The organism is Streptomyces cinnabarinus, from assembly GCF_027270315.1.
In the GTDB taxonomy this organism is placed as follows: domain Bacteria; phylum Actinomycetota; class Actinomycetes; order Streptomycetales; family Streptomycetaceae; genus Streptomyces; species Streptomyces cinnabarinus.
In genome coordinates this window covers 510,821-536,831 of sequence record NZ_CP114413.1, presented here as the reverse complement: position 1 = coordinate 536,831, position 26,011 = coordinate 510,821, and the positions used below count along the sequence as shown (strand labels likewise).

The window sequence follows — 26,011 nt, the reverse complement described above, 5'->3', positions numbered from 1 at the left end:
CGTGCCGACCTTCAACGCAGCTGACCAGACCCCGCTCGCCTACCACCAGCACGGCCGGGGTGAACCCCTGCTCGTCGTGCCCGGCGGTCCGATGCGCGCCTCCTCCTACCTGGGGAGCCTGGGCGGACTGGACGCCGGGCGCCGGGTGATCCGGCTCGATCTGCGCGGCACGGGTGACTCCGGCGTGCCGGCGGATCCGGCGACCTACCGCTGCGACCGCCTCGTGGCCGATGTGGAGGCGCTCCGGGCCCACCTGGGCCTGGACCGGATCGACCTGCTGGCCCACTCCGCGGGCGGCAGCCTCGCCCTGCTCTACGCCGCCCGGTACCCGGAACGCATCCGGCGCCTGGTCCTGGTCACCGCCAACCCATGGGCGCTGGGCATCCCCGCGACCCCCGAGGACCGCCTGGCCGCCGCCCGGCTCCGCAAGGACGAGCCCTGGTTCGACGAGGCGTTCCCGGCGCTGGAGTCCTGGCTCGCGGGCATCGGCGACGCGGGGCCCGAGATCGCCCCCTTCTTCTACGGCCGCTGGGACACCGCGGCCCAACAGCACGACGCCCTCGCGGACGAGGAGTTCAACGAGCGGGCCGCGGGCGTGTACGGCTCCGAGGGCGCCTACGACCCACCCGCGACCCAGGCCGCCCTGGCCCGGCTGGCCGCCCCCGTCCTGGTCCTCGCGGGCGAGGCCGACGGCGCCCCGAACCCCGAACTGGCCCGCCGCATCACGGAGTTCCTCCCGCACGCCGAACTCGCGGTCCAGCCCGGGGCCGGTCACTTCCCCTGGCTGGACGACCCGGAGTGGTTCGTGCGCCGGGTGGCCGGGTTCCTCGACGCGGACCTCAGCCGCCGTCCGGACCGTACGCCGTCATGAACCGGTCCCGGAACTTGTCCATCGGCCACTGAGGCGCGTCCTTGGCCGGCTTGAGGCCGTCCGTCCAGCCCCAGTCGTCGACGCGCTCCAGGACCTTCGGGTCGCGGGCGACGATGGTGACGGGGACGTCCTTGCTCCGGCTGCCCGCGGTCACCGTCGGCACCGGCTGGTGGTCGCCGAGGAAGACCAGGACCGTGTCGTCGTCGCCGTAGCGCTCGACGTACTCGACGAGGCTGCGCAGCGAGTACTCGATGGCGTTGGCGTACTCGGCGCGGACGTCGTCGGGGTTCTTCCAGACCTCCTTGGGGTCCTTGCCCTCCTCCTTGATCTTGTGGAAGACCTTGCCGTCGCCGAGGTCCTCCCAGTCGATCATGCGGGCGACCGGTGCCCAGGGGTTGTGGCTGGAGGCCAGGATGATCTCGGCCATGATCGGCTCGCGGTCCTTCTTGCCGTGCTCAAGGCGTTCGAAGGCCTCCAGGCTGAACTGGTCCGGCACGGGAGTCCAGCTGAAGTAGGGGCCGTGGTAGCCGAGATGCTCGGAGTCGTAGATGTGGTCCAGCGCGAAGAACTTCCCCTCCGGCCAGGCCCGGCGGACCCCGGGCACGACGCCGACCGTGCGCCAGGCGCCGGTCTTGCGGAAGTAGCTGTTCAGCGTGGCCCGGTCGCTGGTGGTCAGACTCCGGTACCGCTGCTGGTTCTTGATCCACAGTCCGGACAGGAACGTGGAGTGGGCGAGCCAGCTGCCCGCGCCCGTCACCGGCGATTTGAGCCAGCCGCTGCGCGAGGCGAACCCGGCCGCCTTCAGCCTGCCGGTGCCCTCGTCGAGCACCGAGTCGATCTGCCCGGACATCGCCGGATCGTCGATCGCGACCCGGCCGTAGCTCTCGATGAAGGTGAACAGCACGTCCTTGCCGCGCAGTCCGGTGAGCAGCTGGTCGGGCGGGGTGTCGGCGAAGGCGTCGACGGCCGCCTGCTTCTGGAAGACCTCCGCGTCCCGCAGCCCGGCCCGCACCTGCTCGACGCGATTGTCGACATAGTCCGCGTTGATCTTCGAGGCGACCGGCACCTCGGTGAACTGCACGCCCAGCGTGACACAGGTGATCCACGCGGTGCCGAGGATCAGCGTGGTCCGGGTGGCCACCGGCCGGTGCCGGACCATGAGTTCGGTCAGCCGCACGGTCGCCAGCGTCGTCGCCACGAGGACGACCACCAGCAGCACCAGCACCCCCGCCACGGCGAGGACCTGTCCGGTCCGCCCGAACGACTCACGCACGAACTCCGCCGCGTCGTCCAGCAGGATCCAGTCCAGGACCAGGTCGAAGGGGCGGGCCAGCACCTGGTAGAAGCCCATGTCCAGGAACTTCAGGACGGAGATCAGGCCCAGCAGAACTCCGGTCGCCACCGCGATGATCCGCCGCGGCCGAGGGGGCAGCGAGAGCAGCAGGCCCGCCAGCAGGACACCCTCGGCGGGGATCCGGAAGAACGCGCCGAACGACAGCCTCTCGACGCGGTTCGGCAGCAGCAGCGCGGACAGCACCAGGACGGCGGCCAGCACGGTCGTCGCCACGGTGACGCCCCGGGCCGCCCGGGGATGGCGTAGCCGCCAGCCGAGCAGTCCGGGGCGCTTCGGCGCGTCCTCGGCCCGTTTCTCCTCCTCCGTCTCCTCCGCCTCGGTGTCCGGCAGTTGGCCCGTGACTTGCGACACCCGTGGTCCCTTTCCTTGCGTCCCGTCAATCATGCGTACGGTCGGCCGTCGGCCTGCGTTCATCCGCCGAGCCGGTCGAAACGCACACGGTACGCGCGCAAGGGGCAGGTCACCGCGGGACACCGCGGTCGTGTCGGCTCAGTCGCGGTAGCCGGGGCTGCGGTGCACGCACAGGGCCCAGATGATCAGCGCCGACATCGCGATCAGCACGATCGACCACACCGGGTAGTACGGCATGGACAGGAAGTTGGCGATGATCACGAGGGCGGCGAGCACCACCCCGGACACGCGCGCCCAGGTCGCCTCGCTGAACAGGCCGAGGGAGACCAGGACGGCGACCGCGCCCAGGATCAGATGGATCCAGCCCCAACTGGTCAGATCGAACTCGAAGACGTAGTTGGGGGTGCTGACGAAGACATCGTCCTCGGCGATCGCCATGATGCCCCGCGTGATGTCGAGTACGCCGGCGATCATCAGCATCACGGCGGCGAAGACCGTCAGGCCCTCGGCCCAGCCCTGCTTCGCCGTGCCTTGGGGAGGTGCGCTGTGTGTCGCAGTCATGCCGGTGCCTCATCTCATCTCGTGGGCCGGCCTCAGCGGCCGGTGGACGGACCGGCGGCCTGGGGTTCCTTGCGGGCGCCCGCCGGGCCGTAGTCGGTGAAGATCAGGGCCTTGGCCCGCTGGAACTCGTCCTCCGTGATGTGGCCGCTCTCCTTGAGCTGCGACAGCTTGGTCAGCTCGTCGGCGCTGCTGGGACGGCCGCCGGCGGCCGTCTCACGGACGTAGGAGTCGAAGGCCGCCTGCTGCTCGCGAGCCTGCGCGATCTCTCGGCGTCCCATGTTCTTGCCCCGTGCGATGACGTAGACGAACACACCGAGGAAGGGCAGCACGACGACGAAGACCAGCCAGCCCGCCTTGGCCCATCCGCTCATCGCGTCGTCGCGGAAGATGTCCACGATGATCCTGAACAGCAGGACGAACCACAGGATCCACAGGAAGAACCAGAGCATCGCCCAGAAGGTGCTCAGCAGCGGGAAGTCGTACGCGAGGTACATCGCTGTGCTCATGTTTTCGCCTCCGTCCGGGCCCATGCCCGACTGTCGTTGTCCGTTTTGAGCGTGCCCACGGCAAGGTGGGGGCGGCCTCACCCACGGGGGGTGATCTGGTGTCTCAGGCGGTGATCCGGCGGATCGCCGACCGCCATGCGAAGGCCACCGCGATTTCCATCAGCCCGAGCAGCACCAGCCACAGGCCGAGCAGCCGGGTCAGGGCCACCGCCGACTCGCTCGGCAGGGCCAGCACCACGATCCCCGCGACGATGCCGAGGAGCGCCGCGCCGAGCAGCACGCCCCGGTGCGGCAGATCTTTCGCGGCGAGGGCCGCGTAGGCGGTCAGCAGTCCGGAGACCAGCCACACCACACCGACGATCACCGACAGGGCGGCGATGGTCTGCAAGGGGTTCCGCATGCACAGCACCCCGGCCAGCACGTACAGCACCGCGATCAGCAGGCCCGGGACCCGCTCGCCCCGCTCCTGGCCGAAGACCGCCACGAACCGGAACGCGCCCGTGACGAGCAGATACAGCCCGAAGAGCACGGCGACCACCTGGAGGGTGGCGTCCGGCCAGACCAGCAGCAGGACGCCCGGCACCAGGGTGGCGAGGGCCGATCCCAGCATCCAGGTCCAGGAGCCGCCGAGACGGCCGAGGACGTCCTCGGGGTCCTCGCGGGCCGTCCCGCCGGGGGACTGCCGGGACCCGGCCGCCGGCCGTGCCGAGGCATGCGATTCGGTCATGGCTCCTCCTCGCCCCGACGGGACGCGCCGCCGCCGGGACCGGCGGGGCGGTGTGTGGAGTTCCCACGAGGCCAGCGTCACCCGCCCCGAACCGCGCCGGATCACCCGTCACGGGTGATCCTCCACGCCGGGCGGGCGACGAGGGTGGACTCGGAAGTGCCCCGGCAATCGCAGCCGACGAGGAGGCGGGCCATGACCCAACGGAGCGCGTTCTCCGTAGCCCTGACACCGGTCGAACGGAAGACCCACGGCCGACAGGCACGCAGCCGCGTGCCCCGCTCCGCCCAGGGACGGTTCGAGCCCGGCCCCGGACGCTTCGATCCGGTCGACGTGATCGAGGCCCAGTCGGCGACCCGGCTGCAGGAGCTGGTGCCCATCCGCTACGGCCGCATGCTGGAGTCGCCGTTCCGCTTCTACCGCGGCGCGGCCGCGATCATGGCGGCGGACCTGGGCGCGTCCCCGGACACCGGGCTCACGGTCCAGCTCTGCGGCGACGCCCATCTGCTGAATTTCCGGCTGCTGGCCTCGCCGGAGCGGCATCTCGTCTTCGACATCAACGACTTCGACGAGACCCTGGCCGGCCCGTTCGAGTGGGACGTCAAGCGGCTGGCCGCCAGCTTCGCCATATCCGGCCGGGCCAGCGGCTTCCCGACCGCGGAGCAGGACGAGGCCGTGCGGGAGTGCGTACGGGCCTACCGGCTGCGGATGCGGGAGCTCGCCGGGATGCGCGCGCTGGACATCTGGTACGCCCAGGACGACGCCGACTCCATGCAGACGCTGATGGCCTCGTCCATGAACAAAAGGGCCAAGCGGCGCACCGCACAGGCCACGGCGAAGGCCCGCACCCGCACCCATATGCAGGCCTTCGACAAGCTCACCATGGACACCCCCCAGGGACGGCGCATCGCCCCCGACCCACCGCTGATCACCCCGCTCGCCGACCTGACCGACACCGGTGCCGCCGAGACGGAGAAGGAACTGGCGACCGTCCTGGAGCAGTACGCGCACAGCCTGTCCGCCGAGCGGCGGCACCTGCTGCGCCACTACCGGCTCGTCGACGTGGCCCGCAAGGTCGTGGGCGTCGGCAGCGTCGGCACCCGCTGCTGGATCCTGCTCCTGCTCGGCCGGGACGACGACGATCCTCTCCTGCTCCAGGCCAAGGAGGCCCAGCAGTCCGTGCTCGCCCCGCACACGGGCGGCGACGACTACGACAACCAGGGCCGCCGGGTGGTCGACGGGCAGCGGCTCATCCAGACGACCAGCGACATCCTCCTGGGCTGGACCCATGTCGTGGGCCTCGACGGCCGCGAGCGGGACTTCTACGTACGGCAGCTGCGGGACTGGAAGGGCATCGCCCGCCCCGACACCATGGACCCGCCGATGCTGAACCTCTTCGCCCAGGTGTGCGGTGCCTCCCTGGCCCGCGCGCACGCCCGGTCCGGCGACCCCGTCGCCATCGACGCGTATCTCGGCGGCAGCGACCGCTTCGACCGTGCGCTGACCGAGTTCGCGCAGCTGTACGCCGATCGCAATGAGCGGGACTTCGAGGCGCTGGCCGAGGCGGTCCGCTCCGGAAGGGTCACCGCCCGCACCGCGTGAGCCGCGCCCGCGCCGTGTGAGATGCGGTGCCGCGACCGTCCGGCCCGGGTTTCACTCGGGCCGGCGGCGCATCTCCACGATGCGCAGCCCGAGGGACTGGCAGCGGGCCACGAGTCCGTAGATATGGGCCTCGTCTACCACCGGACCGAACAGGATGGTCTGACCGGCCATCACCACGTGGCTCAGTTCCGGGAAGGACTTGGCGAGTGTCTCCGACATCTGCCCGTCGACACGGATCTCGTAGCGCATGAGAGTTCTCCCGCGGAAGGTGGTGCGCGGGCGGAGGAGGGAAGCTGTGCGGCGGACCACACGCCGCACTTCGATACTCGGACAAGCGGGTGCACGGGGCCTCACCCGGCACAGGTGAATGTGCGACGAAGAAGATGGAGGTGGGGGCCGGGCGCCGGACGTCAGTGCTTCACGAACAGCTTGACGCCGACGATCAGCAGACCGAGGAGCAGATTCACCGAGGCGCTGATGACCACCAGTCGCCAGGACGCGCCCACCCGCTGCGCCGCCCGCACCGACCAGCTCACCTGCCCCACCACGGCGACACACAGCGCCAGCCAGACGGCGCCCTGCACATCCAGGCCCAGCAGCGGGCTGATGGCGATGGCGAGCGCCGGAGGCAGGGCGGCCCGCAGGATCGGCCACTCCTCACGGCACACCAGCAGCACCGTCCGCCGGTCCAGGGCGTGGCGCGCCAGCCGCTCACCGAACAGCTTGGCGTGCACATGCGCGAGCCAGAACACGATGCCGGTCAGCAACAGCAGCACGACCAGCTCCACCCGGGGAAAGTTGCCGAGCGAACCGGCGCCGAGCACCACGGAGGCGGCGAGCAGAGATCCGTAGACACCCCCGGTGAAGTCGGCGTGGGCCCGCCGCTCGGCGCGGCGCGCGGCACGGGCCGCCTTGGCCTCAGGGGTCCTCACGGCACCGTCCCGGGATCGCCGTCACCGGGGCCGCGGGGGCCGGTGGGCGTCCCGGTGCCGGTGCGCGCGGGCAGCCGGGTGGTGACCAGGAAAGTCGCCAGGGTGACGCCGCCGGCCGCCAGGATGGCCGCCTTGAGGCCCTTCAGCTGGGCCGAGGCGTAGTCCTCCACGAGGGCGTCCACCTCGGCGGGCGGCAGCCCGGCCTGCTCGGCGGCCGAGCGCACCTGGTCGGTGGGGACGAAGGAGATCCCTGCCTCCAGGGCGACGCTCGTCTTCTCCCGGGCCTCCTGCGACAGCCGTGGATCGTCCTCGACATGCGTGGTGAGGGCCTGGGCGAGCGCGCCGATGAGCAGGGAGCCGATCAGCGCGGTGCCGAGGGCCGAGCCCAGGTTCTGGGCGGTGTACTGAAGCCCGCCGACCTCGCTGCGCTCCTCCTCGGTGGCGCTGGACTGCACGACATTGCCCAGTTGCGAGACGAGCAGGCCCATACCGAGGCCCAGCAGCGCCATGGCCCCGGCGAACTGGGCGTCGTCGATCTCCGGGTCGATGGTGGCCAGCAGCCACACGACGGCCCCGGCCAGGGTCACCAGGGAGACCCTGACCAGCCTGCGCGGCGGCACATTGCGCGCGAACCGGGAGGCACCCAGGGAGGCGACGAGCATGGTGACCGAGACCGGCAGCAGCCGTAGTCCGGTCTGGAACGCGTCGAAGCCCTGGACGACCTGAAGGTAGAGCGGGATGGCGAAGAACAGGCCCAGGAGGATGAGGTTCTGGCTGATCATCGTCAGCAGCCCGGCGCGCAGGGCCGGTCGCTCCAGCAGGGACAGATGCACCAGCGGATCCGTGCGCCTGGCGACCCGGCGGCGCTCCCAGGAGACGAAGGCGTACAGCACGAGTGCCGAGGCGGCGATCACGAACAGGGTCGGGGCGAAGCCGAACACCGTGAACGGCGGGTTCCGCGGCTGGACCCAGCCCCAGGTCCCGCTCTGGAGCACACCGAGGACCCCGAGGCCGAGACCGGTCGCGGACAGCGTGGCTCCGACGCCGTCCAACCGGGGTCGGGGACCCGTCCGCGGAACCTCCTTGATCGCCCGGTTGGCCATCAGCATCGCCACCACGACCACGACCTCGCCGGCGAACACCAGCCGCCAGGTGAGATACGTCGTCACCCAGCCGCCGAGCAGCGGCCCGACCGCGATGCCCGCACCGGCGAGTCCGCCGATGACGCCGTAGGCCACGGCCCGGTCGCGGCCCCGGTAGGACTCCGCGACCAGCGCGGCCATGGCCGGCAGCACCAGCGCCGCGCCGAGCCCCTCGATGACCGACCAGCCGATCGCCAGCACCCACACCGTCGGTGCCACCGAGGTCAGCGCCGATCCGGTGGCGTAGACGACCAGACCGATCAGGAAGAGCCGGCGGCGGCCCAGGATGTCGCCGAGCTTGGCGCCGACGGCCATGAACGCGGCCATCATCAGCGCATACAACGTGATGACGGCCTGGATGGCGGTGACCTCGGTGTCGAAGTCCTCGACCAGCTGGCTGATCGACACGTTCATCACGGAGGTGTCCAGCACCATCAGGAACTGGGCCGCCCCGAGCACGATCAGAGCCCGCCAGTGCGCCACGTTCACCTCACCGGATCGGCCCGGGGCGCTCGTGAGGGCCGCCGGGCGGCGGCCTCGTGCGTACGGTCGCCACCGCCCATGTCACCCCGCGCGGCCGCCGGGCGCCTCACCCACCGCGGGGGAGGCTCCGCCGCCCGCCACGGCCCCGCTTCACAGCAGGCCCAGCTCCCGCGCCCGCCGTACCGCGTCGGTGCGCCGGTTCACACCCAGCTTGCGGAAGACACCCTTGAGATGGGTCTTCACCGTGTTCACGGAGACATAGAGATCGGCCGCGATCTCCTCGGTGGACATCAGCTGCGCGAGCCGCATCAGCACATCGCGCTCCCGGGCGCTCAGCTCCTCCACCACGAGCGGCCCCGTAGCGCCCTGCCCGGAGTTCCGCAGCAGCCAGTCCTCGGCGAGCGGCTCCCGGGCCCCGGTGCCCAGCATCCGCAGGACCCAGGGTCCGGCCTCCAGGAAGGGCCTGCGCAGCCGTTCCCGGCGGGCCTCCAGGAGCGCCCGGTTGAGGATCCGCCGGGCGGCCGCCGGGTCCCCGGCCTGGCTGTGCGCCTGCGCGCGCACCAGCAGGGCGGGCACGGTGACGGCGGGACCGGCCTCGCCGTCGGGCGGTACGGATTCGAGTAGTTCGAGGGCCGCGTCCGGGTGGCCCACGGCGAGCAGGGCCCGCGCCGCCTGCACCACGCAGGCGGCCTGGTCGTCGGGGGCCGCGAGCAGGGCCCGGGCCGCGGCCTCGGGGCGGCCCTCGGCCAGGTGTGCGGCGCAGGTGAGGGCGGCGGCCCGGCCCCGCTCCCAGGGGGAGACCACGTCGGCGGTGATGGTGGCCCCGGTCGCGGCGAGCGCGGCGGCGGTGTCCCCCTGGGCCAGCCGCAGCCGGGCCGTGGTGAGCGCCCGGGCCCCCGCGGTCACCGGGTCCTCGTGGCCCGCGGGACCGAACGGGGCCGCCTCGTCGAGCAGGCGCTGGGCCTCGTCGAGTTCGTCGCGCTCCACGGCCACGGCCGCCCGGACCAGATGGCCCACGCCCGACCCCGAGGACGGCGGCAGCCCGTACCGCTCGGTCTCGGTGAGCGCGGCCAGCGCCTTGTGCTCGGCCCGGTCCAGCCAGCCGTCGAGGTAGTCCATCAGCGCGAGATGGCTGAGGCTCTCCTGGCGGGGCAGCGCCGTCGCGGCGCCGGCGGGGGAGGCGACCACAGTGCCGAGGGCGTCGCGCGCCTCCTGGAACCGCCCGGCCCACAGCAGGACCGTGCCCAGATCGGTCAGCAGCAGGGCGTTCAGCTCGGGATGCCGCTCCAGCAGCCCGGCGGGCACGTCGTCCTGGAGCTGCCGGGCCGACCGGGCCGCCTTCTCCGCCCGTCCCGGGGCGCCGGTCAGCCGGGCGGCGTGGGCCTCCAGGAGCGCACAGCTGAGCTGGGCCGCCGTGGGATCGGACGCCTCGGTGGCCAGGGTCTGCTCGGCGTGGTGCAGATGGGCCAGTCCGCGGCCGACGTCGTGGCGGTTGAGCGCGCGGGCCGCGCGGATCAGCTCGGCGGCGGGGCCGGTGGTCTCGGCGGGCATCCGGGAGAACAGCCCGGCCAGCGCTTCGGCGCGCAGTCCGGTGAAGAGCTGCCCGATGGCCAGGTCGTCGACCACGGCGGCTGCGGTGAACTCCCAGTCGCCCGCCGCGGCGCCGTGCCCGAGAGCCTCCGGGAGGTACCCGCAGCGGTGCAGCCAGTGAGCCGCCCGGCGGTGCAGCCGGGGGCGCAGTCCCGGCCGGGTCACCTCCAGATGGGACCGGAGGATCTCCCGGAGCAGGGGGTGCAGCCGGTACCGGGAGTGCCCGAGCGACTCCACGAAGGCGTTGCGGCGGCGCAGCCCCTCCAGGATCGGCTCGGCGTCGCGCCGGCCGGTGAGCGTGTTCGCCAGGCCCGGGGAGAACCGGTCCAGGACGCTGACCCGCAGCAGCAGGTCCTGGGTCTCGGAGGACTGCCTCGTGAGCACCTCGCCCAGCAGATAGTCGGCGACCGTGCTCTGTCCGGCCTCGAACTCCTTGAGGTAGATCTCGGCGTCGTCGGCGTCCTGCGCGGCCAGGGCGCACAGCCTCAGGCCCGCGGCCCAGCCCTCGGTCCGCTCCACCAGTGCCCGGGAGGCGTCCAGGGACAGCTCCAGACCGTGCAGGGCGAGCAGGCCCATCGTCTCCTTCGGGGTGAAGGCCAGCTCGGCGTTGCGGACCTCCGTGAGGGTGCCGGCCGCGCGGTAGCGGTGCAGCGGCAGCAGGGGCTCGGTGCGGGTGACCAGGACCAGGCGCAGTCCGGGCCCGGCGTGCTGGAGGACGAACTCCACCTGCTCGCTGATGGCGGGGTCGGTCACCCGGTGGTACTCGTCCAGGACGACCACCACGGGCCGCTCACGGGCGGCGAGGCCGACCGCCAGCCGGGCCAGCAGCTTGTCGTCCACCTGCTGCGCGTCCGCCGGGGAGCCGACCTCGGCGGGTGTGAGCACCCCCTGGCCCCGCAGAGCCTGCAGCAGATAGGCCCAGAACAGCCCGGGCGTCAGCTCGGAGTCGGCCGTGAGCCAGGCGACGGGCCCGTCGAGGCCGTCGGCCCAGTCGGCGACCAGCAGGGTCTTGCCCGCCCCCGCGGCCCCGTTCACCATGGTCAGCGGGGTCGTCAGGCCGAGGTCGAGGTGGTCGTGCAGCCGTTTTCGGCGCAGAAAGGTGGGGGGCCTGGCCGGGACCGTGAACCGTCCCGGCAGGTACGGGGCGCCCAGCGGATCGACCTCCGAGGCCGCCACGCCGGGCCCACCCGGTTCGATCGCGACCACACCGACCACCACCGTCGTCCGCCAGGTTCTGGTGACTGTTCAATCTCCAGAATCCCAGCTTCGGCACGACGCGGCCCGTCGAGAGCTAGGGCCTGTCGTTTGGATCAGGCCGGCTGCAAGAAGCGGTGCTGCCCGGCCCGAGTCGAGCGGGGGCGATGGGGGAGCGTGCAGCGACAACGAGGCAGAGGGGCGGGCCAGACCCCGCGACGCCGGACTGATCCAAACGTCAGGCCCTAGGCGTCCGCGGCCGCGGCCACCTCCCGGGCCCACCGGTAGTCGGCCTTGCCGCTCGGCGAGCGGCGGACGGTTTCGGTGAGTATCAGCTGGCGGGGGATCTTGTACCCCGCCAGGTGCGTACGGCAGTGCGCCTGGATGTCGTCCAGGGAAGGCGGGGCCGCGCCCTCGCGGAGCTGCACCACGGCCGCCACATGGTGGCCCCACTTCACGTCCGGCACACCGGCGACCAGCGCGTCGTACACATCGGGGTGGGACTTCAGGGCCTGCTCGACCTCCTCCGGGTACACCTTCTCGCCGCCGGTGTTGATGCACTGCGAACCGCGGCCGAGGACGGTCACCACGCCCTGTTCGTCGACGGTCGCCATGTCGCCGAGCAGCACCCAACGCTGTCCGTCCTTCTCAAAGAAGGTCTCGGCGGTCTTGGCCGGGTCGTTGTAGTAGCCGAGCGGCACGTGCCCGCACTGCGCGACCCGGCCGACCTCGCCGACCCCGACCGGCTCACGGGTGGTCGGATCGACCACCTGGGTACGGGAGTTGACCCGGATCCGGAACCCGCTCCGGGGCCCGGAGTCATCGGTGGCCGTGCCGTTGAAGCCGGACTCGGAGGAGCCGAAGTTGTTGAGCAGCATCACGTGCGGCATGAGTTCCAGGAACTGCCGCCGCACGGTCTCCGACATGATCGCCCCGGACGACGACACGGAGAACACCGACGAGCAGTCCGTGCCCTTCATGGGCCCGCCGAGGGCGTCGATGAGCGGCCGCAGCATCGCGTCGCCGACCAGGGAGATGCTGGAGACCTTCTCCCTCTCGATCGTGTGCAGCACTTCCTCGGGCACGAACTTGCGGTGCAGCACGACGCGTTGGCCGAAGTTGAAGCCGATGAACGCGGTGAGGGTGGAGGTGCCGTGCATCAGCGGGGGAGCGGGGAAGAAGGTGATCCCGGACCCGCCCGCGGCGACCCGCTCGGCCAGCTCCTCGGGCTGCTTCACCGGCTCACCGGTCGGCGCCCCGCCCCCGAGCCCCGCGAAGAACAGGTCCTCCTGGCGCCACATGACGCCCTTGGGCATCCCGGTCGTGCCGCCGGTGTAGATGATGAACTGGTCGTCGCCCGAGCGCGCCGGGAACCCCCGCTCCGGCGAACCGGCCGCCTCGGCCTGCGCGAACGGCAGACCGGGCGGCCCGTCCGCCCCCACCCGGACCAGATGCCGAAGCCGCTCGGCCCGTGGCCGCGCCGCCGACACCCGGTCCGCGAACTCGGCGTCGAAGACCACCGCCGCCAGATCGGCGTCCCGGTAGAGGTAGACCAACTCCTCTTCCACATAGCGGTAGTTGACGTTCACCGGCACGATGCGCGCCTTCAGGCAGCCCAGTACGGTCTGGAGGTACTCGACGCCGTTGTACAGATGCAGCCCGAGGTGCTCGCCGGGACGGATCCCGCTGTCCAGCAGATGGTGGCCGATCCGGTTCGCGGCCGCGTCCAGCTCGGCGTACGTCAGCCTGCGCTCCGCGCCCGTGCCGGGGTGGTCGAGATAGACCAGCGCCTCCCGGTCCGGCACCGCGTCCACGACCGACTCGAACAGGTCGGCAAGGTTGTACTCCACCGCTCCTCCTGACCTAGGGCCTGTCGTTTGGATCAGTCCGGCGTCGCGGGGTCTGGCACGCCCATCTGCGGCGTTGTCGTCGGTTGCCGACGCTCCGCGTCGCCGCCCTCCTCCGCCTTGCAGCTGCACGCACCAGACCCCGCTCGGCTCCGTTGCCATGCACCGCTTCTTACAGCCGGCCTGATCCAAACGACAGGCCCTGGCTGCCCTCGGTTGCCGGTCATCAGAGCAAAGGGCGGCTCGGCTGTGAAGACTCCGCGCACAAGAAATCTGACTGTCTGTCAGAAAACCCTTGAAGTGCTCGGGCGCCTCCTGCAACCTGTTCTCGTTCTCAAGAGGGGAGACGGGCGATGGGTGGAACCGAACACCTCACCGTGCGGCGCGAGGGCGCCACACTCGTGCTCACACTCAACCGGCCCGAGGCCAAGAACGCGCTCTCGCTGCCCATGCTCGTCGGCCTGTACGACGGCTGGACCGAGGCCGACGAGGACGACTCGGTCCGCTCGATCGTGCTGACCGGCGCGGGCGGCGCGTTCTGCGCGGGCATGGACCTCAAGGCCCTGGCGGGCCAGGGCATGGCGGGCGAGCAGTACCGCGACCGGCTCACCGCCGACCCGGACCTGCACTGGAAGGCCATGCTCCGCCATCACCGCCCCCGCAAACCGGTGATCGCCGCCGTCGAGGGGTACTGCGTGGCGGGCGGCACCGAGATCCTCCAGGGCACCGACATCCGCGTCGCCGGACAGAGCGCCACCTTCGGCCTCTTCGAGGTCCGGCGCGGACTGTTCCCCATCGGCGGCTCCACGGTCCGGCTGCAACGCCAGATCCCGCGCACCCACGCCCTGGAGATGCTCCTCACCGGCCGCCCCTACAGCGCCCGCGAGGCCGCCGACATCGGCCTGATCGGCCATGTCGTGCCCGACGGCACCGCCCTCGCCAAGGCCCTGGAGATCGCCGAGCGGATCAACGCCTGCGGCCCGCTGGCCGTCGAGGCCGTCAAGGCGTCGGTGTACGAGACCGCCGAGCTCACCGAGACCGAGGGCCTCGCGGCCGAACTCAAGCGCGGCTGGCCCATCTTCGACACCGCCGACGCCAAGGAAGGCGCCCGCGCCTTCGCCGAGAAGCGCCCGCCCGACTACCGGCGCCACTGAAGGAGACCGGCATGCCCGAAGTCCTCAAAGCCTCCCTGGTGGTCGAGTTCCCCTTCACCCGCTCCCTCGGCCCCGTCCAGAGCGCCTTCCTCACCGGCCTGCGCGACCGCGTCCTGCTCGGCGTGCGTACCACCGACGGCCGCACCCTCGTCCCACCCGTCGAGTACGACCCGGTCACCGCCGAGGAGATCCGCGACCTCGTCGAGGTGGCCCCCACCGGCACCGTCACCACCTGGGCCTGGAACCACGAACCCCGCCGCGGCCAGCCCCTGGACACCCCCTTCGCCTGGGTCCTGGTCCGCCTCGACGGCGCCGACACCGCCCTCCTGCACGCCCTCGCCGCCCCCGGCCCCGACGCCGTCCACACCGGCCTGCGCGTCCGCGTCCGCTGGGCCGGGGAACGCACCGGCGCCATCACCGACATCGCCTGCTTCGAGCCGTACGACGGCGAGGCCGCCCAACCAGGCGGCCACCCGGGCGAGTTCGAGAACCCGGTCACCGGCATCGTCGCCCACGCCCGGCTCGACTACACCTATTCACCCGGCCGCGCCCAGACCGCCTACCTCAACGCCCTCGCCGGCCGCCGCAACGTCGGCGAACGCTGCCCGTCCTGCCGCAAGGTCTACGTCCCACCCCGGGGCGCCTGCCCCACCTGCGGCGTCGCCACCACGGAACAGGTCGAGGTCGGCCCGAACGGCACGGTCACCACATTCTGCATCGTCAACATCAAAGCGAAGAACCTGGACATCGAAGTCCCCTACGTCTACGCCCACATCGCCCTGGACGGCGCCGGTCTCGCCCTGCACGGCCGGATCGCGGGCCTCCCCTACGACCAGGTCCGCATGGGCCTCAGGGTGGAACCGGTGTGGACCGAGGGCGCCCGATACCCCGACCACTACCGGCCCACCGGTGAACCGGACGCGGACTACGACACCTACCGGGAGCTGCTGTGACCCGCGACATCGCCGTCGTCGCCTTCGCCCAGACCGACCACCGGCGCACCACCGAGGACCTCTCCGAGGTCGAGCTGCTGATGCCGGTCCTGCACGACGTCCTGGACCGCACCGGCCTGAAGACCACCGACATCGGCTTCACCTGCTCCGGCTCCAGCGACTACCTCGCCGGCCGCGCCTTCTCCTTCACCCTCGCCCTCGACGGCGTCGGCGCCTGGCCCCCGATCTCCGAGTCACACGTCGAGATGGACGGCGCCTGGGCCCTGTACGAGGCCTGGACCAAGCTCCTCACCGGCGACGCCGACACCGCCCTCGTCTACTCCTACGGCAAGTCCTCACCCGGATCGCTGCGCGACGTGCTGACCCGCCAGCTGGACCCGTACTACGTGGCGCCCCTGTGGCCCGACTCCGTCGCCCTGGCCGCCCTCCAGGCGCAGGCGCTCATCGACGCCCACGAGACGGACGAGCGGGAACTGGCGACGATCGCCGCCCGCAGCCGTACCACCGACAACCCGCACGCCCAGCTCCGAGGCCCGGTACCGCAAGGCGACTACCTCGTACGGCCCCTGCGTACCGGCGACTGCCCGCCGATCGGTGACGGCGCCGCCGCGGTGATCCTCGCCGCCGGGGAGCGCGCCCGGGACCTGTGCGCCCGGCCCGCCTGGATCCGCGGTATCGACCACCGCATCGAGGCCCACTCCCTCGGCGTCCGCGACCTCACCGACTCGCCCTCGACCCGCCTCGCCGCCGAGCGGGCCGGTGTCTTCGAGCGGCCCGTCGACACCGCCGAACTGCACGCGCCCTTCACCGCCCAGGAGGTCGTCCTGCGCAAGGCGCTCCGCCTCGACGACAGTGTGCGCGTCAACCCCTCGGGCGGCGCCCTCGCCGCCAACCCCGTCATGGCCGCCGGACTGATCCGCATCGGCGAGGCCGCCGCCGGTATCCACCGCGGCGACTGCGACCGGGCCCTCGGCCACGCCACCTCCGGCCCCTGTCTGCAACAGAACCTGGTCGCCGTACTGGAAGGGGACCCGCGATGAGCAAGGAACCCGTGGCCGTCGTCGGCATCGGCCAGACCAAGCACGTGGCGGCGCGCCGGGACGTGTCCATCGCCGGGCTGGTGCGCGAGGCGTCCCGGCGGGCCCTCGACGACGCCGAGCTGACCTGGGCCGACATCGACGCCGTCGTCATCGGCAAGGCACCCGACTTCTTCGAGGGCGTCATGATGCCCGAGCTGTACCTGGCCGACGCGCTCGGCGCGGTCGGCAAACCCATGCTCCGGGTCCACACGGCGGGCTCCGTCGGCGGTTCCACCGCGCTCGTCGCCGCCGGGCTTGTCGCCTCCCGCGTCCACGGCACCGTGCTGACCTGCGCCTTCGAGAAGCAGTCAGAGTCCAACGCGATGTGGGGCCTGTCCCTGCCGATCCCCTTCCAGCAGCCCCTGCTCGCCGGAGCGGGCGGCTTCTTCGCCCCGCACGTCCGCGCGTACATGCGGCGCAGCGGCGCCCCCGACACCGTCGGCTCCCTCGTCGCCTTCAAGGACCGGCGCAACGCCCTGAAGAACCCCTACGCCCACATCCACGAGCACGACATCACCCTGGAGAAGGTCCAGTCCTCGCCCATGCTGTGGGACCCCATCCGCTACTCCGAGACCTGCCCGTCCTCCGACGGCGCCTGCGCGATGGTCCTCACCGACCGCGCCGGTGCCGCCCGCGCCCCCCGCCCGCCCGCCTGGATGCACGGCGGCGCGATGCGCAGCGAGCCGACCCTCTTCGCGGGCAAGGACGCGGTCTCCCCGCAGGCCGGCAAGGACTGCGCCGCCGACGTCTACCGGCAGGCCGGCATCGCCGACCCGCGCCGGGACATCGACGCCGTCGAGATGTACGTGCCGTTCTCCTGGTACGAGCCCATGTGGCTGGAGAACCTCGGCTTCGCCGCCGAGGGCGAGGGCTGGAAGCTCACCGAGTCCGGGGTGACCGAACTCGACGGCGACCTGCCCGTGAACATGTCGGGCGGGGTCCTGTCGTCCAACCCCATCGGCGCCTCCGGCATGATCCGGTTCGCCGAGGCCGCCCTCCAGGTGCGCGGCCAGGCCGGGGAACACCAGGTGGCGGGCGCCCGCCGGGCCCTCGGCCACGCCTACGGCGGCGGATCGCAGTTCTTCTCCATGTGGCTCGTCGGCGCCGAGCCCCCCGACTCCTGAAAGCGCTCCGCAAAGGTCCCCCTCACGTGGCCTGTCGGCGCCCCGGACCGAAAGCTAGGCTGGCCGCGGACGACGAACCGGGAGGAGCACGGACGTGGCCGAGAGCACCATCCAGCAGCAGCCGCTCATGGGTTGGGACAAGCCGGAGCTGGACCTCAGCAGCGCCGAGTGGCACTCAAGCAGCCGCGGTCTGGGGGACGTCCAGATCGCCTTTGTCGAGGGATTCATCGCGATGCGCAACAGCGACCGCCCGGAGAGCCCTTCCCTGATCTTCACACCCGCCGAATGGGGCGCCTTCGTCTCCGGCGCCCGCGAGGGGGAGTTCGACCTGACCTGAACCGCGCCCGCCGGAGCCGGTCCGGCGGGCCGAACCGGGGGTGTTCCGACCGTATTTCCGGACACGCGACCTCCAGCACCCTCCCGGAACCGGGGCCTGAGCCAGGCTGACCCCGGGAGGGCGACGGTCGTCCACGGGAAGCGAGGAACCCATGAGCACCCTGCCGGTGATCGCGGCGGTCGACGGCTCGGAGGACAGCCTGCGGGCCCTGGACTGGGCCCTCAACACCGCCCGCCTACGCGAGGCGCCCCTGCGGGTCGTCCATGTACGGCAGTACGCCGCCTGGATGCAGCCCGATGTGCTGGTGGCGGGGCCACCGGAAGGGGCCGAGGACGCGGTGCTGGACCAGGCCCGCACCCACCTCGACAAGGTGCCGGACCGGCCCGAGACGGAGTTCGTCCCGCTGGACGGCTCCCCGACCCCCGTACTCCCTCAACTGGGCTCCGCCGCCCAGTTGCTGGTGCTCGGCTCCCGCGGCCGGGGCGGTTTCGCCAGCCTCCTGCTGGGCTCCAACAGCCTGGCCGCCGCACGCGACGCCGAGTGCCCCGTCGTGGTCGTGCCCCGGCCGGGACGCGAGGTCCACGACGCGCCGCCGACCGCACCCGGCTCCAGAGTCGTGGTCGGCCTTCAGGTCGACAGCCCCGACGACGCCACCCTGGACTTCGCCTTCGCCGAGGCCGCCCGCCGCGGCGCCCGCCTCCAGGTCGTGGCCGCCTACGCCTGGCCGGTCCACGTATGGGCGGCCGCCCCTGCCCCGATCCTGCCCCCACCCATCGAACAGGAGCCCATCGAGAACGAGACCCGAGCCCTGACCGAGGGCTTTCTCGCCCCCCACCAGTCCCGCCACCCGGACGTCACCACCGAGCCCTACGTGGCCCCCGGCGACGCGGCCGGCCACTTGGTGGCCGCCTCCAAGAACGCCGACCTGGTGGTCGTGGGCCGCTACCGCCGCCGCCTGCTGGCACCCACCCGCACGCTGGGTTCGGTCAGCCACGCAGTACTGCTGCACGCGGCAAGCCCGATCGCGGTGGTACCACCGACGTCAGGCGACGAGTAGGGGGCACTGGTCCCACCTTCAGGGGCGCGGGGACTGCGCGCCGAGCCACGACGATGCGGCAGCCGCCAGACGGCACTGGGCGGCACGCCAGTTACGCGCACGGCCAAGTAGCATGGCGACATGTCGTTCCTCCGCCGCCGCAGCGCCACGCCCGCCGGGCCCGACTTCGACGTTCTGGCCATGGACCCGGGCGACTGGCCAGGCAATCTGGGCGCCGGTCTCCTGCCCGCCCCCGACGGCACCTGCCAGGGCGTCTTCCTGCGCTACGACCTCTTCGGCGGCCGCGGCCCCGCGATGATCATCGGCAACCTGCCCGAGGGATCCCCGGCCCGCGAGGTCGCCGAGGGCGAGATCCCCTTCGAGGTCGCCCAACTGCTGCTGGCCCTGGAGAACGACGAGGAGATCACCGTCGTCGGCACCGAGGACGTGCCGGTGATGCAGGGCGACAACCTCCTGATCGTGCGCCGGCTGAAGCTCTCCGAGGGCCGCATCTCCTGCGTGCAGTTCGACCGCAGCGACAACGTCCTGGTGACCATCGCCGCCTGGGACCGCCCCATCACCGATGACCTGTACGCCCTGCTGAAGCCGCTCCCCGCGGAGCTGTTCCAGCAGGGCTGAGGCGGCTACCCGGCCGCGGGCACGACTGTCACGTCGGCGGCCCGGACGAACGCCACCCGGTGGCCGTACTGGATCTCGTAGTACAGATCCTTTCCGGTCACCACCCGGTGCGAGGCCGTATCGAAGGTCACCGCGTAGTAGTACTGGCCGGGCACCTTGTCCCCGACCACGTACTTCTGCCCCTGCGGCAGCCGGTACGGCAGCGGCGACACCGGCTGTGCGGGCACCCCCGCCGGATAGGCGGACGCCTCCGGGTAGGCCCGCCCGTACACCGGGACACTCTCCAGGCCGTCCTTCGCCGTCACCACCAGCCCGGTCGCGTTCACGGCCGTCGGCTGCTTCGCCGGGTTGTGGAACCAGGCCTTCTGGCCCAGGTACCAGATCGCCGTCCAGTCCCCGTCGCGCCCGGCGACCGCGTACTGCTGCCCGGTGGACACCCGCGACGACAGGTCGTTCACGCCGGTGGACGGGGTCGTCCCCAGACCGACGTCCTTGATCAGGGGGTACGACGGCCCGGGCCCCGAGTGCAGCCGGACCGCGCTCGACCCGTGCGCCGGGCAGGGCTGACCCGCGGTCGTGCAGCCCGTGTACTGCGGCTGGTGCTCGGCGTAGTCCGGGCGGATCGTCACCACACCGCCCTTCTTCCCGGCGGTCGCCTCGAACGGGCGGCCGAGCAGTTCGAAGTAGTGACGCCAGTCCCAGTACGGGCCCGGGTCGGTGTGCATGCCCCGGATCGTCGCGGTGGTCGGGCCCGGCACCGTGTCATGGCCGAGGATGTGCTGCCGGTCCAGCGGGATGCCGTAGGCGCGCGCCAGGTACTTCACCAGCCGGGCCGAGGAGCGGTACATCGCCTCCGTGTACCAGGCGTCCGGGTTCGCCAGGAACCCCTCGTGCTCCAGACCGATCGACTTGGCGTTGACGTACCAGTTGCCCGCGTGCCAGCCCACGTCCTTCGCCTTCAGATGCTGGGCGATGTGGCCGTCGGTGGAGCGCAGGGAGTAGTTCCAGGACACGTACGTCGGGTCCTGCACGAGGTCGAGGACACCCTCCCAGGCGCCCTCGGTGTCGTGCACGACGATGTACTCGATGCTCTGGGACTCCGGCCGGTTGCCCAGGTCGTGGTTGCCGTAGTCGCCCTCCCCGAACTCCTCGTACGGCGCCGGGATCCACTCGCAGGACACCGACGCGGGGCACTCCGTCTCCCCGGCGGCGGCAGCACGCAGGCCCGCACCCGCCAGGGTGCCCGTGTCGGCCGTCAGTTCCGGCTGCGCCGCGAGGACGACCCGCTGCCCGGCGTCGGTGAACCGCTCGCCGCCGGTCCGCATGACCCCGTAGACATCGTTGGCGTACGCCGCCGCCGTCGCCCGGTCCTCGGCGCCCGAGAACAGCGCCACCGCGCCGTACCAGTCCGCGGGATCCGCGCTCACCGGCTCGCCCAGCTCCCGCTGCGCGGCCGCGAGCAGCGCGGCACCGCCCGCCACATTGGCCGCCGGGTCGCTACGCAGCCGCTGCGGGCTCAGCCCGGTCAGCTCGGCGGCCCTCGGCAGCGTCCGCAGCCGGGCCGGCAGGTCCTCGGCGTCCGGGATCCGCTCCTCGGGGACGAGGGCCGCGCGGGCCTGGTCACCGCGGGCGTCCTCCGCGCCCTCGCTGTGATGGGCCGCCCCGGCGAGCGCGGTGCGGGCGTCGGTCAGATGCATCGGACCGTAGCCGCCGGTCACGCTCGGCGCTCCGGCGTGCGTGTCCCAGCGGGACTGGAGATAGGAGACACCCAGCAGCACACTGCGCGGCACGCCGTACTCGGCGGCGGCCGAGGAGAAGGCCGACTGGAGGGCCTGTGCGGACGATTGGGCCGGGGAAGAAGGGGCCGCGCCGAGCAGCGGGAGCATCAGGGCGGCGCAGGCCACCGGACCGGCGGCTCTCTTCGCTGCTCTCTTCGGGGCGGTGACGGATCGTCGCAAAGCAGCCTCCTGGGACGGTCGGGCGCGATGAGCCGTGCGGGGCCGGGCAATGCGTCCGTGGTACCGGCCTGCCGACGATCCGTCAATCATGCCCAGGGGCAAGGGAGGAGCCGCGCATACGAAGATCCGCGGTGCGCCGCCGTTCAGGGCGCACCGCGGACCACCGTCCCCGTCAGCGAGTACCGACCGCGGCGCGCACGGCCCGGCGGGCCAGCTGGCAGTCGTCGTGCAGCCGCCTGAGCAGCAGCCGCTGTTCCTCGCCGGACGGCGCAGCACCCAGGTGGGCCGTGCCCGGTGCCGCCGGGGCCGTTTCGTGCATCGAACGCTGCACGGCCGTCTCGTAGGTACGGATCTCCCGGGTCAGCACGAGCATCAGGTTCACCAGGAACGCGTCCCGTGCGGCCGGACCCGCCGACTGGGCGATCTGGCTGATCTGCCGACGCGCGACTGGTGCGTCCCCGAGGACCGACCACAGGGTGGCCAGGTCGTAGCCCGGGAGGTACCAGCCCGCGTGCTCCCAGTCCACCAGCACTGGACCGGCCGGTGAGAGCAGGATGTTCGACAGCAGTGCCTCGCCGTGGCAGAACTGGCCCATGCCCTGCCGGCCCGCCGAGTGCGCGATGCCGTGCAGCAGCTTCTGGAGATCGCCCATGTCCCGGTCGGTGAGCAGCCCCAGCTCGTGATAGCGGGAGATGCGCGCCGGATAGTCCAGCGGGGCGTCGAAGGTGCCCGCCGGCGGCCGCCAGGCGTTCAGCCGGCAGATCGCCGCCAGCGCCGCCCTGACGTCCGCGCGGGGTGGGGCCTCGGACGGGTGCCGCTGAAGGGCCGCGACCCGTCCCGGCATCCGCTCGATCACCAGTGTGCAGTTGTCCGGATCCGCCGCGATCAGCCGGGGCACCCGCACTGGAGGGCGGTGCCGGACGAACGAGCGGTATGCAGCTATTTCGTGCCGGATCCGCTCCGCCCAGACGGGGGAGTGGTCCAGTAAACACTTGGCGACCGCCGTGCTGCGCCCGGTCGTCCCCACGAGGAGCACGGACCGCCCGCTGCGCCGCAGCACCTGGACCGGGGCGAACTCCGGGCAGATCCGGTGCACCGACGCGATGGCCGTACGCAGCTGGGCGCCCTGAGGGCCGGACAAGTCGAGTCTCCCGCTGAGCGGTTGGGTGCCGATCCCCGGGGCACGCCGCGGCCGGCCCGCTCCGAGGGCGGGGGCCGCCGAGCGGGCGGGGTCGAGGTAGGGGCCGCTGCCCGCCGGGCGGGGGTGCAGCGTCCGGGGCGGGGCGGACACGGAGGACGATGCTGCGTACATGGGCGAAACAGATCCCTTCGTGTGCCTGCAATACCTGCTCAAGCGCAAACGCCTACCCGGCCCGGTCGCCCGGGTGCACCCTGGGGAATGCGCCCTTGTGGAGAGCGGCGACCGGGTCGGGGTGGCGCGTTCCTACCTGACACCCGATGCCCAGTGGCACACCATCTGGCGCACCCTGGCGAACCCTGGCGAATAGTCGCCCGGCAACTCTCACCGGGCTACTGTCAACTCAGCCGAGAACCTGGGGGCTTGACGTGAACGGACAACCCAACTCCCGCCTCGCGGACCTGTTCGGCCTGGCCGGCTGGTCCAAGGGCGAACTCGCGCGGCTGGTCAACCGGCAGGCGGCGGCCATGGGCCACCCTCAGCTGTCGACCGACACCTCGCGGGTGCGGCGTTGGATCGACATGGGAGAGATCCCGCGCGATCCGGTGCCGCGGGTGCTGGCGGCTCTGTTCACCGAGCGACTCGGCCGTGTCGTGACCATCGAGGACCTCGGTCTGGTCCGGCACGGGCGTGCGGGGAAACGGCAGGGCGGCGGGAGTGTGGAACATCCCGACGGCGTGCCGTGGGCGCCCGAACGGACAGCTGCGGTCCTCACCGAATTCACGGGAATGGACCTCATGCTCAACCGACGCGGCTTGGTGGGCGCGGGTGCCGCGCTCGCCGCGGGATCCGCACTCAGCAGCGCCATGCACGACTGGCTGCACACCGATCCGACTCTGAAGGCCGACGCTCCCCGACTCGACGATCCCCTGCACGCCGACCCCGCTGGGTTCGACCGCTATGAGGCCGCCCCCATCGGGTCGCAGGAGATCGAGGAACTGGAGCGCTCGGTGGAGGTGTTCCGCGCCTGGGACGCGGCCCGCGGTGGCGGGCTGCAACGCAAGGCGGTAGTGGGACAGCTCAACGAAGTGGGCGGCATGCTCGCCTACCGGCACCCCGAACACCTCCAGCGGCGCCTGTGGGGCGTCGCCGCCAATCTCGCCGTACTCGCGGGCTGGATGTCGCACGACGTCGGCCTGGAGCCCACGGCCCAGAAGTACTTCGTCATCGCCGCCCACGCGGCCCGTGAGGGTGGCGACCGGCCCCGCGCCGGGGAGGCGCTCTCCCGAGCGGCTCGCCAGATGGTGCACCTCGGCCGGCCCGACGACGCACTGGACCTGATGAAGCTCGCCCAGTCCGGCTCCGGCGCCGAAGTGCTGCCGCGGACCCGGGCGATGCTCTACACCATCGAGGCCTGGGCGCAGGCTTCCATGGGCAAGGGCCAGGCGATGCGCCGCACCCTCGGACAGGCGGAGGACCTGTTCGTCTCCGACAAGGGCGATGTACCGCCCCCGAGCTGGATGCAGACCTTCAAGGAGGAGGACCTGTACGGCATGCAGGCCCTGGCCTACCGCACGCTGGCGGAGTTCGAGCCCACCGCGGCCGCGCACGCCCAGCACTATGCGGATAAGGCCCTGTCCCTGCGGGTCGACGGGCGGCAGCGGTCGAAGATCTTCGACTTCCTGTCGATGGCCTCCGCCTGCTTCATCGCCGACGACCCCGAACAGGCCGACCGCTACGCGCGACTGGCGCTGGTGTCGATGGGATCCAACTCCTCCCACCGCACCTGGGACCGGCTGCGCCAGATGTACCGGCTGACCGCCGAGTACTCCAGCTACCCGAGGATCCTCGAACTGCGGGAGGAGATCAAGCTGGCCCTGCCGAAGCAGGCAAAGGGCGGGAGCACCGCACGGGCATAGGGGGCCTGTGCGCTGGAACCCGCACCACGATCAGGACGTCACCCTGGCGATCAGCACGCAGGCGTCGTGCTCGCGCCCGGTCGCGCCGAACTCCTCCACGACCATCCGCACGCAGTCCTGTGCGGTCTCCGCCGCGTCGAACCGCGGGGCCAGGTCGAGGAGACGGTTCACCGGGTCGGTGCCGCTGTTCCCGGACACCAGTGCGTCGGTGTGCAGGAGGAGCAGGTCTCCGGTCTCCAGGGTCACTTCGGCCTGGTCGTAGGCGGCACCGGTCGTCGCGCCCAGCAGGACGCCGTTCGGTGACCGCAACCGGCACCCCGTCCCGCCGCGGAACAGCAGCGGGGCGGGGTGTCCTGCCTGGGCCCAGACCAGGGTGCGGGTCTCGGGCCGGTAGCGGCAGCAGACCGCGCTGCCGAGGGCGGGTTGCACGGTGGCGTCGAGCAGTTGGTTGAGCCAGGACATCAGCTGGCCCGGCTCGGTGCCGGCCATCGCCATCCCGCGTACGGCGCCCAGCAGTGTCGCCATGCCCGAGGCCACGGCGACGCCCTGGCCGGTGAGGTCGCCGACGCTGAGCAGCGTCTCGCCGCCGGGGAGTTCGAGGGCGTCGTACCAGTCGGCGCCGATCAGGGAGCCGATCGCGGAGGGCAGGTGGTGGGCGGCCAGGTCCAGGGTCTGCGGGCCCTGGTGCGGGAGCCGCAGGGAGCCACGCCACGGCGGCAGCACGGCCTCCTGCAGTTCGACCGCCAGCCGGTGCTCGGTCTGCGCCCGGTGCCGCTGGCGCTGGAGCGAGTCACGGGTCTCGCTCAACGCGCGCTGGCTGCGGCGCAGTTCGCTGACGTCCCGCAGCACGGCCCACATCGCGGCGGTGCTTCCGTCGGCGCCGAGCACCGGCTCGCCCATCATGTGGACGGTCCGCACCGCACCGCCCGGGCGGACGACACGGAACTCCCCGTCGATCGGCTTGGCGTCGACGAGACAGTCGGTGACCATCGCGGTCAGCCTCGGCCGGTCCTCGTCGTGTACCAGGGAGGGCAGTTCATCGAGGGTGAGCGGGGGAGTGGCGGCGTCCCGGCCCAGGATCTGGTAGAGCTCGCCGGACCAACTCGCCTCGTCCGTGAGGAGGTTCCACTCCGCGCTGCCGACCCTGCTGAGCAGTGAGCCGCCCGGGGCGGGCGGCACGGATTCCGCGGCGGGTGTCGCCGGTGCGGCGGGCACCGGCGGCGGTCCCTCCCGCAGCTGGGCCAAGTGGGTGTCGAGGTCGTCGAGTTGGGTCAGCGCGAGGTCGTACAGCGCGCGCTGCCAGCGCTCCTGCGGGTCCGAACCGTCACTCGGCGTGTCCCGCCGTACGGCGTCCATGTCGCCCTTGAGCCGGCGCGCCTGCGATATCAGGGCGTCGACCGAGCCGCGTCCGGGTGGCTGGGCGGCCGGGCGGTCCGCGGAGAGATGGGACGGCATGACGCACTCCGGTGAAGGGGACGGTACGACCAAAGATGGGACGGAGGGACCGTTACGACTGT

The 26,011-nt window shown here is 72.0% G+C and carries 23 protein-coding genes; 11 read left to right on the top strand and 12 right to left on the bottom strand.

All coding sequences use genetic code 11. The features are described from left to right. The first annotated feature begins 1 nt into the window (after position 1). A complete protein-coding gene (locus STRCI_RS02490) occupies positions 2 to 871 on the top strand; it encodes an alpha/beta fold hydrolase (RefSeq protein ID WP_269657134.1) in 870 nt (289 codons plus the stop codon). Here STRCI_RS02490 and STRCI_RS02485 read toward each other — a convergent pair. The 4 genes from STRCI_RS02485 to STRCI_RS02470 form a co-directional block, all read right to left on the bottom strand. Next, complete coding sequence (locus tag STRCI_RS02485; protein ID WP_269657133.1) at positions 840 to 2,576, bottom strand: alkaline phosphatase family protein; 1,737 nt, start codon at positions 2,574 to 2,576, stop codon at positions 840 to 842. The two genes, STRCI_RS02490 and STRCI_RS02485, sit on opposite strands and share 32 nt — an antisense overlap. A gap of 138 nt (positions 2,577 to 2,714) precedes the next feature. Continuing rightward, positions 2,715 to 3,137 carry a DUF7144 family membrane protein gene (locus STRCI_RS02480; protein ID WP_269657132.1) on the bottom strand — a complete coding sequence of 141 codons (423 nt, stop codon included), beginning with the start codon at positions 3,135 to 3,137 and terminating at the stop codon, positions 2,715 to 2,717. A gap of 32 nt (positions 3,138 to 3,169) precedes the next feature. Then, positions 3,170 to 3,643, bottom strand: a complete 474-nt coding sequence (locus tag STRCI_RS02475) for an SHOCT domain-containing protein (protein ID WP_269657131.1) — start codon at positions 3,641 to 3,643, stop codon at positions 3,170 to 3,172. A gap of 103 nt (positions 3,644 to 3,746) precedes the next feature. Next, positions 3,747 to 4,370, bottom strand: coding sequence for an HdeD family acid-resistance protein (locus STRCI_RS02470; RefSeq protein WP_269657130.1), 624 nt, complete (start codon positions 4,368 to 4,370; stop codon positions 3,747 to 3,749). A 192-nt stretch (positions 4,371 to 4,562) separates the two neighbouring features. On the opposite strand from STRCI_RS02470, the gene STRCI_RS02465 reads away from it, so the two are divergent. After that, on the top strand, positions 4,563 to 5,969 hold the full coding sequence (locus STRCI_RS02465; RefSeq protein WP_269657129.1) for a DUF2252 domain-containing protein: 1,407 nt from the start codon (positions 4,563 to 4,565) through the stop codon (positions 5,967 to 5,969). A 51-nt stretch (positions 5,970 to 6,020) separates the two neighbouring features. Here STRCI_RS02465 and STRCI_RS02460 read toward each other — a convergent pair whose 3' ends face one another. The 5 genes from STRCI_RS02460 to STRCI_RS02440 all read right to left on the bottom strand — a co-directional run bounded on the left by STRCI_RS02460 (position 6,021) and on the right by STRCI_RS02440 (position 13,160). Then, positions 6,021 to 6,218 (bottom strand): hypothetical protein, encoded by a 198-nt coding sequence (locus tag STRCI_RS02460; protein WP_093720780.1) that lies wholly within the window; start codon positions 6,216 to 6,218, stop codon positions 6,021 to 6,023. A gap of 161 nt (positions 6,219 to 6,379) precedes the next feature. Further along, entirely contained in the window at positions 6,380 to 6,901 is a 522-nt protein-coding gene (locus STRCI_RS02455; RefSeq protein WP_269657128.1) for a hypothetical protein, read from the bottom strand. Beyond that, on the bottom strand, positions 6,898 to 8,526 hold the full coding sequence (locus STRCI_RS02450) for an MFS transporter (RefSeq protein ID WP_269657127.1): 1,629 nt from the start codon (positions 8,524 to 8,526) through the stop codon (positions 6,898 to 6,900). The genes STRCI_RS02455 and STRCI_RS02450 overlap by 4 nt, the downstream gene beginning before the upstream one ends. A gap of 150 nt (positions 8,527 to 8,676) precedes the next feature. Next, the gene (locus STRCI_RS02445; RefSeq protein WP_418953302.1) at positions 8,677 to 11,331 is read right to left on the bottom strand and encodes a winged helix-turn-helix domain-containing protein; all 2,655 of its coding nucleotides are present in this window, start codon (positions 11,329 to 11,331) and stop codon (positions 8,677 to 8,679) included. Between the two features lie 224 nt (positions 11,332 to 11,555). Further along, positions 11,556 to 13,160 carry an acyl-CoA synthetase gene (locus STRCI_RS02440; protein ID WP_269657125.1) on the bottom strand — a complete coding sequence of 535 codons (1,605 nt, stop codon included), beginning with the start codon at positions 13,158 to 13,160 and terminating at the stop codon, positions 11,556 to 11,558. Between the two features lie 350 nt (positions 13,161 to 13,510). On the opposite strand from STRCI_RS02440, the gene STRCI_RS02435 reads away from it, so the two are divergent. The 7 genes from STRCI_RS02435 to STRCI_RS02405 all read left to right on the top strand — a co-directional run bounded on the left by STRCI_RS02435 (position 13,511) and on the right by STRCI_RS02405 (position 19,479). Then, entirely contained in the window at positions 13,511 to 14,311 is an 801-nt protein-coding gene (locus STRCI_RS02435; protein ID WP_269657124.1) for a crotonase/enoyl-CoA hydratase family protein, read from the top strand. Positions 14,312 to 14,322: 11 nt separating this feature from the next. Beyond that, positions 14,323 to 15,264 carry a Zn-ribbon domain-containing OB-fold protein gene (locus STRCI_RS02430; RefSeq protein WP_269657123.1) on the top strand — a complete coding sequence of 314 codons (942 nt, stop codon included), beginning with the start codon at positions 14,323 to 14,325 and terminating at the stop codon, positions 15,262 to 15,264. After that, positions 15,261 to 16,304, top strand: a complete 1,044-nt coding sequence (locus STRCI_RS02425) for a thiolase domain-containing protein (RefSeq protein ID WP_269657122.1) — start codon at positions 15,261 to 15,263, stop codon at positions 16,302 to 16,304. The genes STRCI_RS02430 and STRCI_RS02425 overlap by 4 nt, the downstream gene beginning before the upstream one ends. Further along, positions 16,301 to 17,467, top strand: coding sequence for a thiolase domain-containing protein (locus tag STRCI_RS02420; protein WP_269657121.1), 1,167 nt, complete (start codon positions 16,301 to 16,303; stop codon positions 17,465 to 17,467). Before STRCI_RS02425 ends, STRCI_RS02420 begins: the two co-directional genes overlap by 4 nt. A gap of 94 nt (positions 17,468 to 17,561) precedes the next feature. Beyond that, positions 17,562 to 17,804 (top strand): DUF397 domain-containing protein, encoded by a 243-nt coding sequence (locus STRCI_RS02415; protein WP_269657120.1) that lies wholly within the window; start codon positions 17,562 to 17,564, stop codon positions 17,802 to 17,804. A gap of 151 nt (positions 17,805 to 17,955) precedes the next feature. Then, entirely contained in the window at positions 17,956 to 18,861 is a 906-nt protein-coding gene (locus tag STRCI_RS02410; RefSeq protein ID WP_269657119.1) for a universal stress protein, read from the top strand. Positions 18,862 to 18,981: 120 nt separating this feature from the next. Then, complete coding sequence (locus STRCI_RS02405; RefSeq protein ID WP_269657118.1) at positions 18,982 to 19,479, top strand: hypothetical protein; 498 nt, start codon at positions 18,982 to 18,984, stop codon at positions 19,477 to 19,479. 5 nt (positions 19,480 to 19,484) lie between these two features. Here STRCI_RS02405 and STRCI_RS02400 read toward each other — a convergent pair whose 3' ends face one another. After that, positions 19,485 to 21,437 (bottom strand): N-acetylmuramoyl-L-alanine amidase, encoded by a 1,953-nt coding sequence (locus STRCI_RS02400; protein WP_418953301.1) that lies wholly within the window; start codon positions 21,435 to 21,437, stop codon positions 19,485 to 19,487. A gap of 172 nt (positions 21,438 to 21,609) precedes the next feature. Next, the gene (locus STRCI_RS02395; RefSeq protein ID WP_269657117.1) at positions 21,610 to 22,749 is read right to left on the bottom strand and encodes an aminoglycoside phosphotransferase family protein; all 1,140 of its coding nucleotides are present in this window, start codon (positions 22,747 to 22,749) and stop codon (positions 21,610 to 21,612) included. Between STRCI_RS02395 and STRCI_RS02390 the strand changes: the two genes are divergently transcribed. Beyond that, positions 22,748 to 22,945 (top strand): hypothetical protein, encoded by a 198-nt coding sequence (locus STRCI_RS02390; protein WP_269657116.1) that lies wholly within the window; start codon positions 22,748 to 22,750, stop codon positions 22,943 to 22,945. The genes STRCI_RS02395 and STRCI_RS02390 overlap by 2 nt on opposite strands. A gap of 58 nt (positions 22,946 to 23,003) precedes the next feature. Next, the gene (locus STRCI_RS02385) at positions 23,004 to 24,494 is read left to right on the top strand and encodes a DNA-binding protein NsdB (protein WP_269657115.1); all 1,491 of its coding nucleotides are present in this window, start codon (positions 23,004 to 23,006) and stop codon (positions 24,492 to 24,494) included. Between the two features lie 30 nt (positions 24,495 to 24,524). On the opposite strand, the gene STRCI_RS02380 is transcribed toward STRCI_RS02385, so the two are convergent. Further along, on the bottom strand, positions 24,525 to 25,949 hold the full coding sequence (locus STRCI_RS02380; RefSeq protein ID WP_269657114.1) for a PP2C family protein-serine/threonine phosphatase: 1,425 nt from the start codon (positions 25,947 to 25,949) through the stop codon (positions 24,525 to 24,527). Positions 25,950 to 26,011 lie beyond the last annotated feature (62 nt).

Bases quoted from the DNA above. Each gene is read 5' to 3' on its own strand.
- STRCI_RS02435 (WP_269657124.1), top strand. From the start codon at position 13,511: ATGGGTGGAACCGAACACCTCACCGTGCGGCGCGAGGGCGCCACACTC.
- STRCI_RS02470 (WP_269657130.1), bottom strand. From the start codon at position 4,370: ATGACCGAATCGCATGCCTCGGCACGGCCGGCGGCCGGGTCCCGGCAG.
- STRCI_RS02395 (WP_269657117.1), bottom strand. From the start codon at position 22,749: ATGTACGCAGCATCGTCCTCCGTGTCCGCCCCGCCCCGGACGCTGCAC.
- STRCI_RS02390 (WP_269657116.1), top strand. From the start codon at position 22,748: ATGGGCGAAACAGATCCCTTCGTGTGCCTGCAATACCTGCTCAAGCGC.
- STRCI_RS02405 (WP_269657118.1), top strand. From the start codon at position 18,982: ATGTCGTTCCTCCGCCGCCGCAGCGCCACGCCCGCCGGGCCCGACTTC.
- STRCI_RS02465 (WP_269657129.1), top strand. From the start codon at position 4,563: ATGACCCAACGGAGCGCGTTCTCCGTAGCCCTGACACCGGTCGAACGG.
- STRCI_RS02480 (WP_269657132.1), bottom strand. From the start codon at position 3,137: ATGACTGCGACACACAGCGCACCTCCCCAAGGCACGGCGAAGCAGGGC.
- STRCI_RS02420 (WP_269657121.1), top strand. From the start codon at position 16,301: ATGAGCAAGGAACCCGTGGCCGTCGTCGGCATCGGCCAGACCAAGCAC.
- STRCI_RS02380 (WP_269657114.1), bottom strand. From the start codon at position 25,949: ATGCCGTCCCATCTCTCCGCGGACCGCCCGGCCGCCCAGCCACCCGGA.
- STRCI_RS02475 (WP_269657131.1), bottom strand. From the start codon at position 3,643: ATGAGCACAGCGATGTACCTCGCGTACGACTTCCCGCTGCTGAGCACC.
- STRCI_RS02410 (WP_269657119.1), top strand. From the start codon at position 17,956: ATGAGCACCCTGCCGGTGATCGCGGCGGTCGACGGCTCGGAGGACAGC.
- STRCI_RS02460 (WP_093720780.1), bottom strand. From the start codon at position 6,218: ATGCGCTACGAGATCCGTGTCGACGGGCAGATGTCGGAGACACTCGCC.
- STRCI_RS02430 (WP_269657123.1), top strand. From the start codon at position 14,323: ATGCCCGAAGTCCTCAAAGCCTCCCTGGTGGTCGAGTTCCCCTTCACC.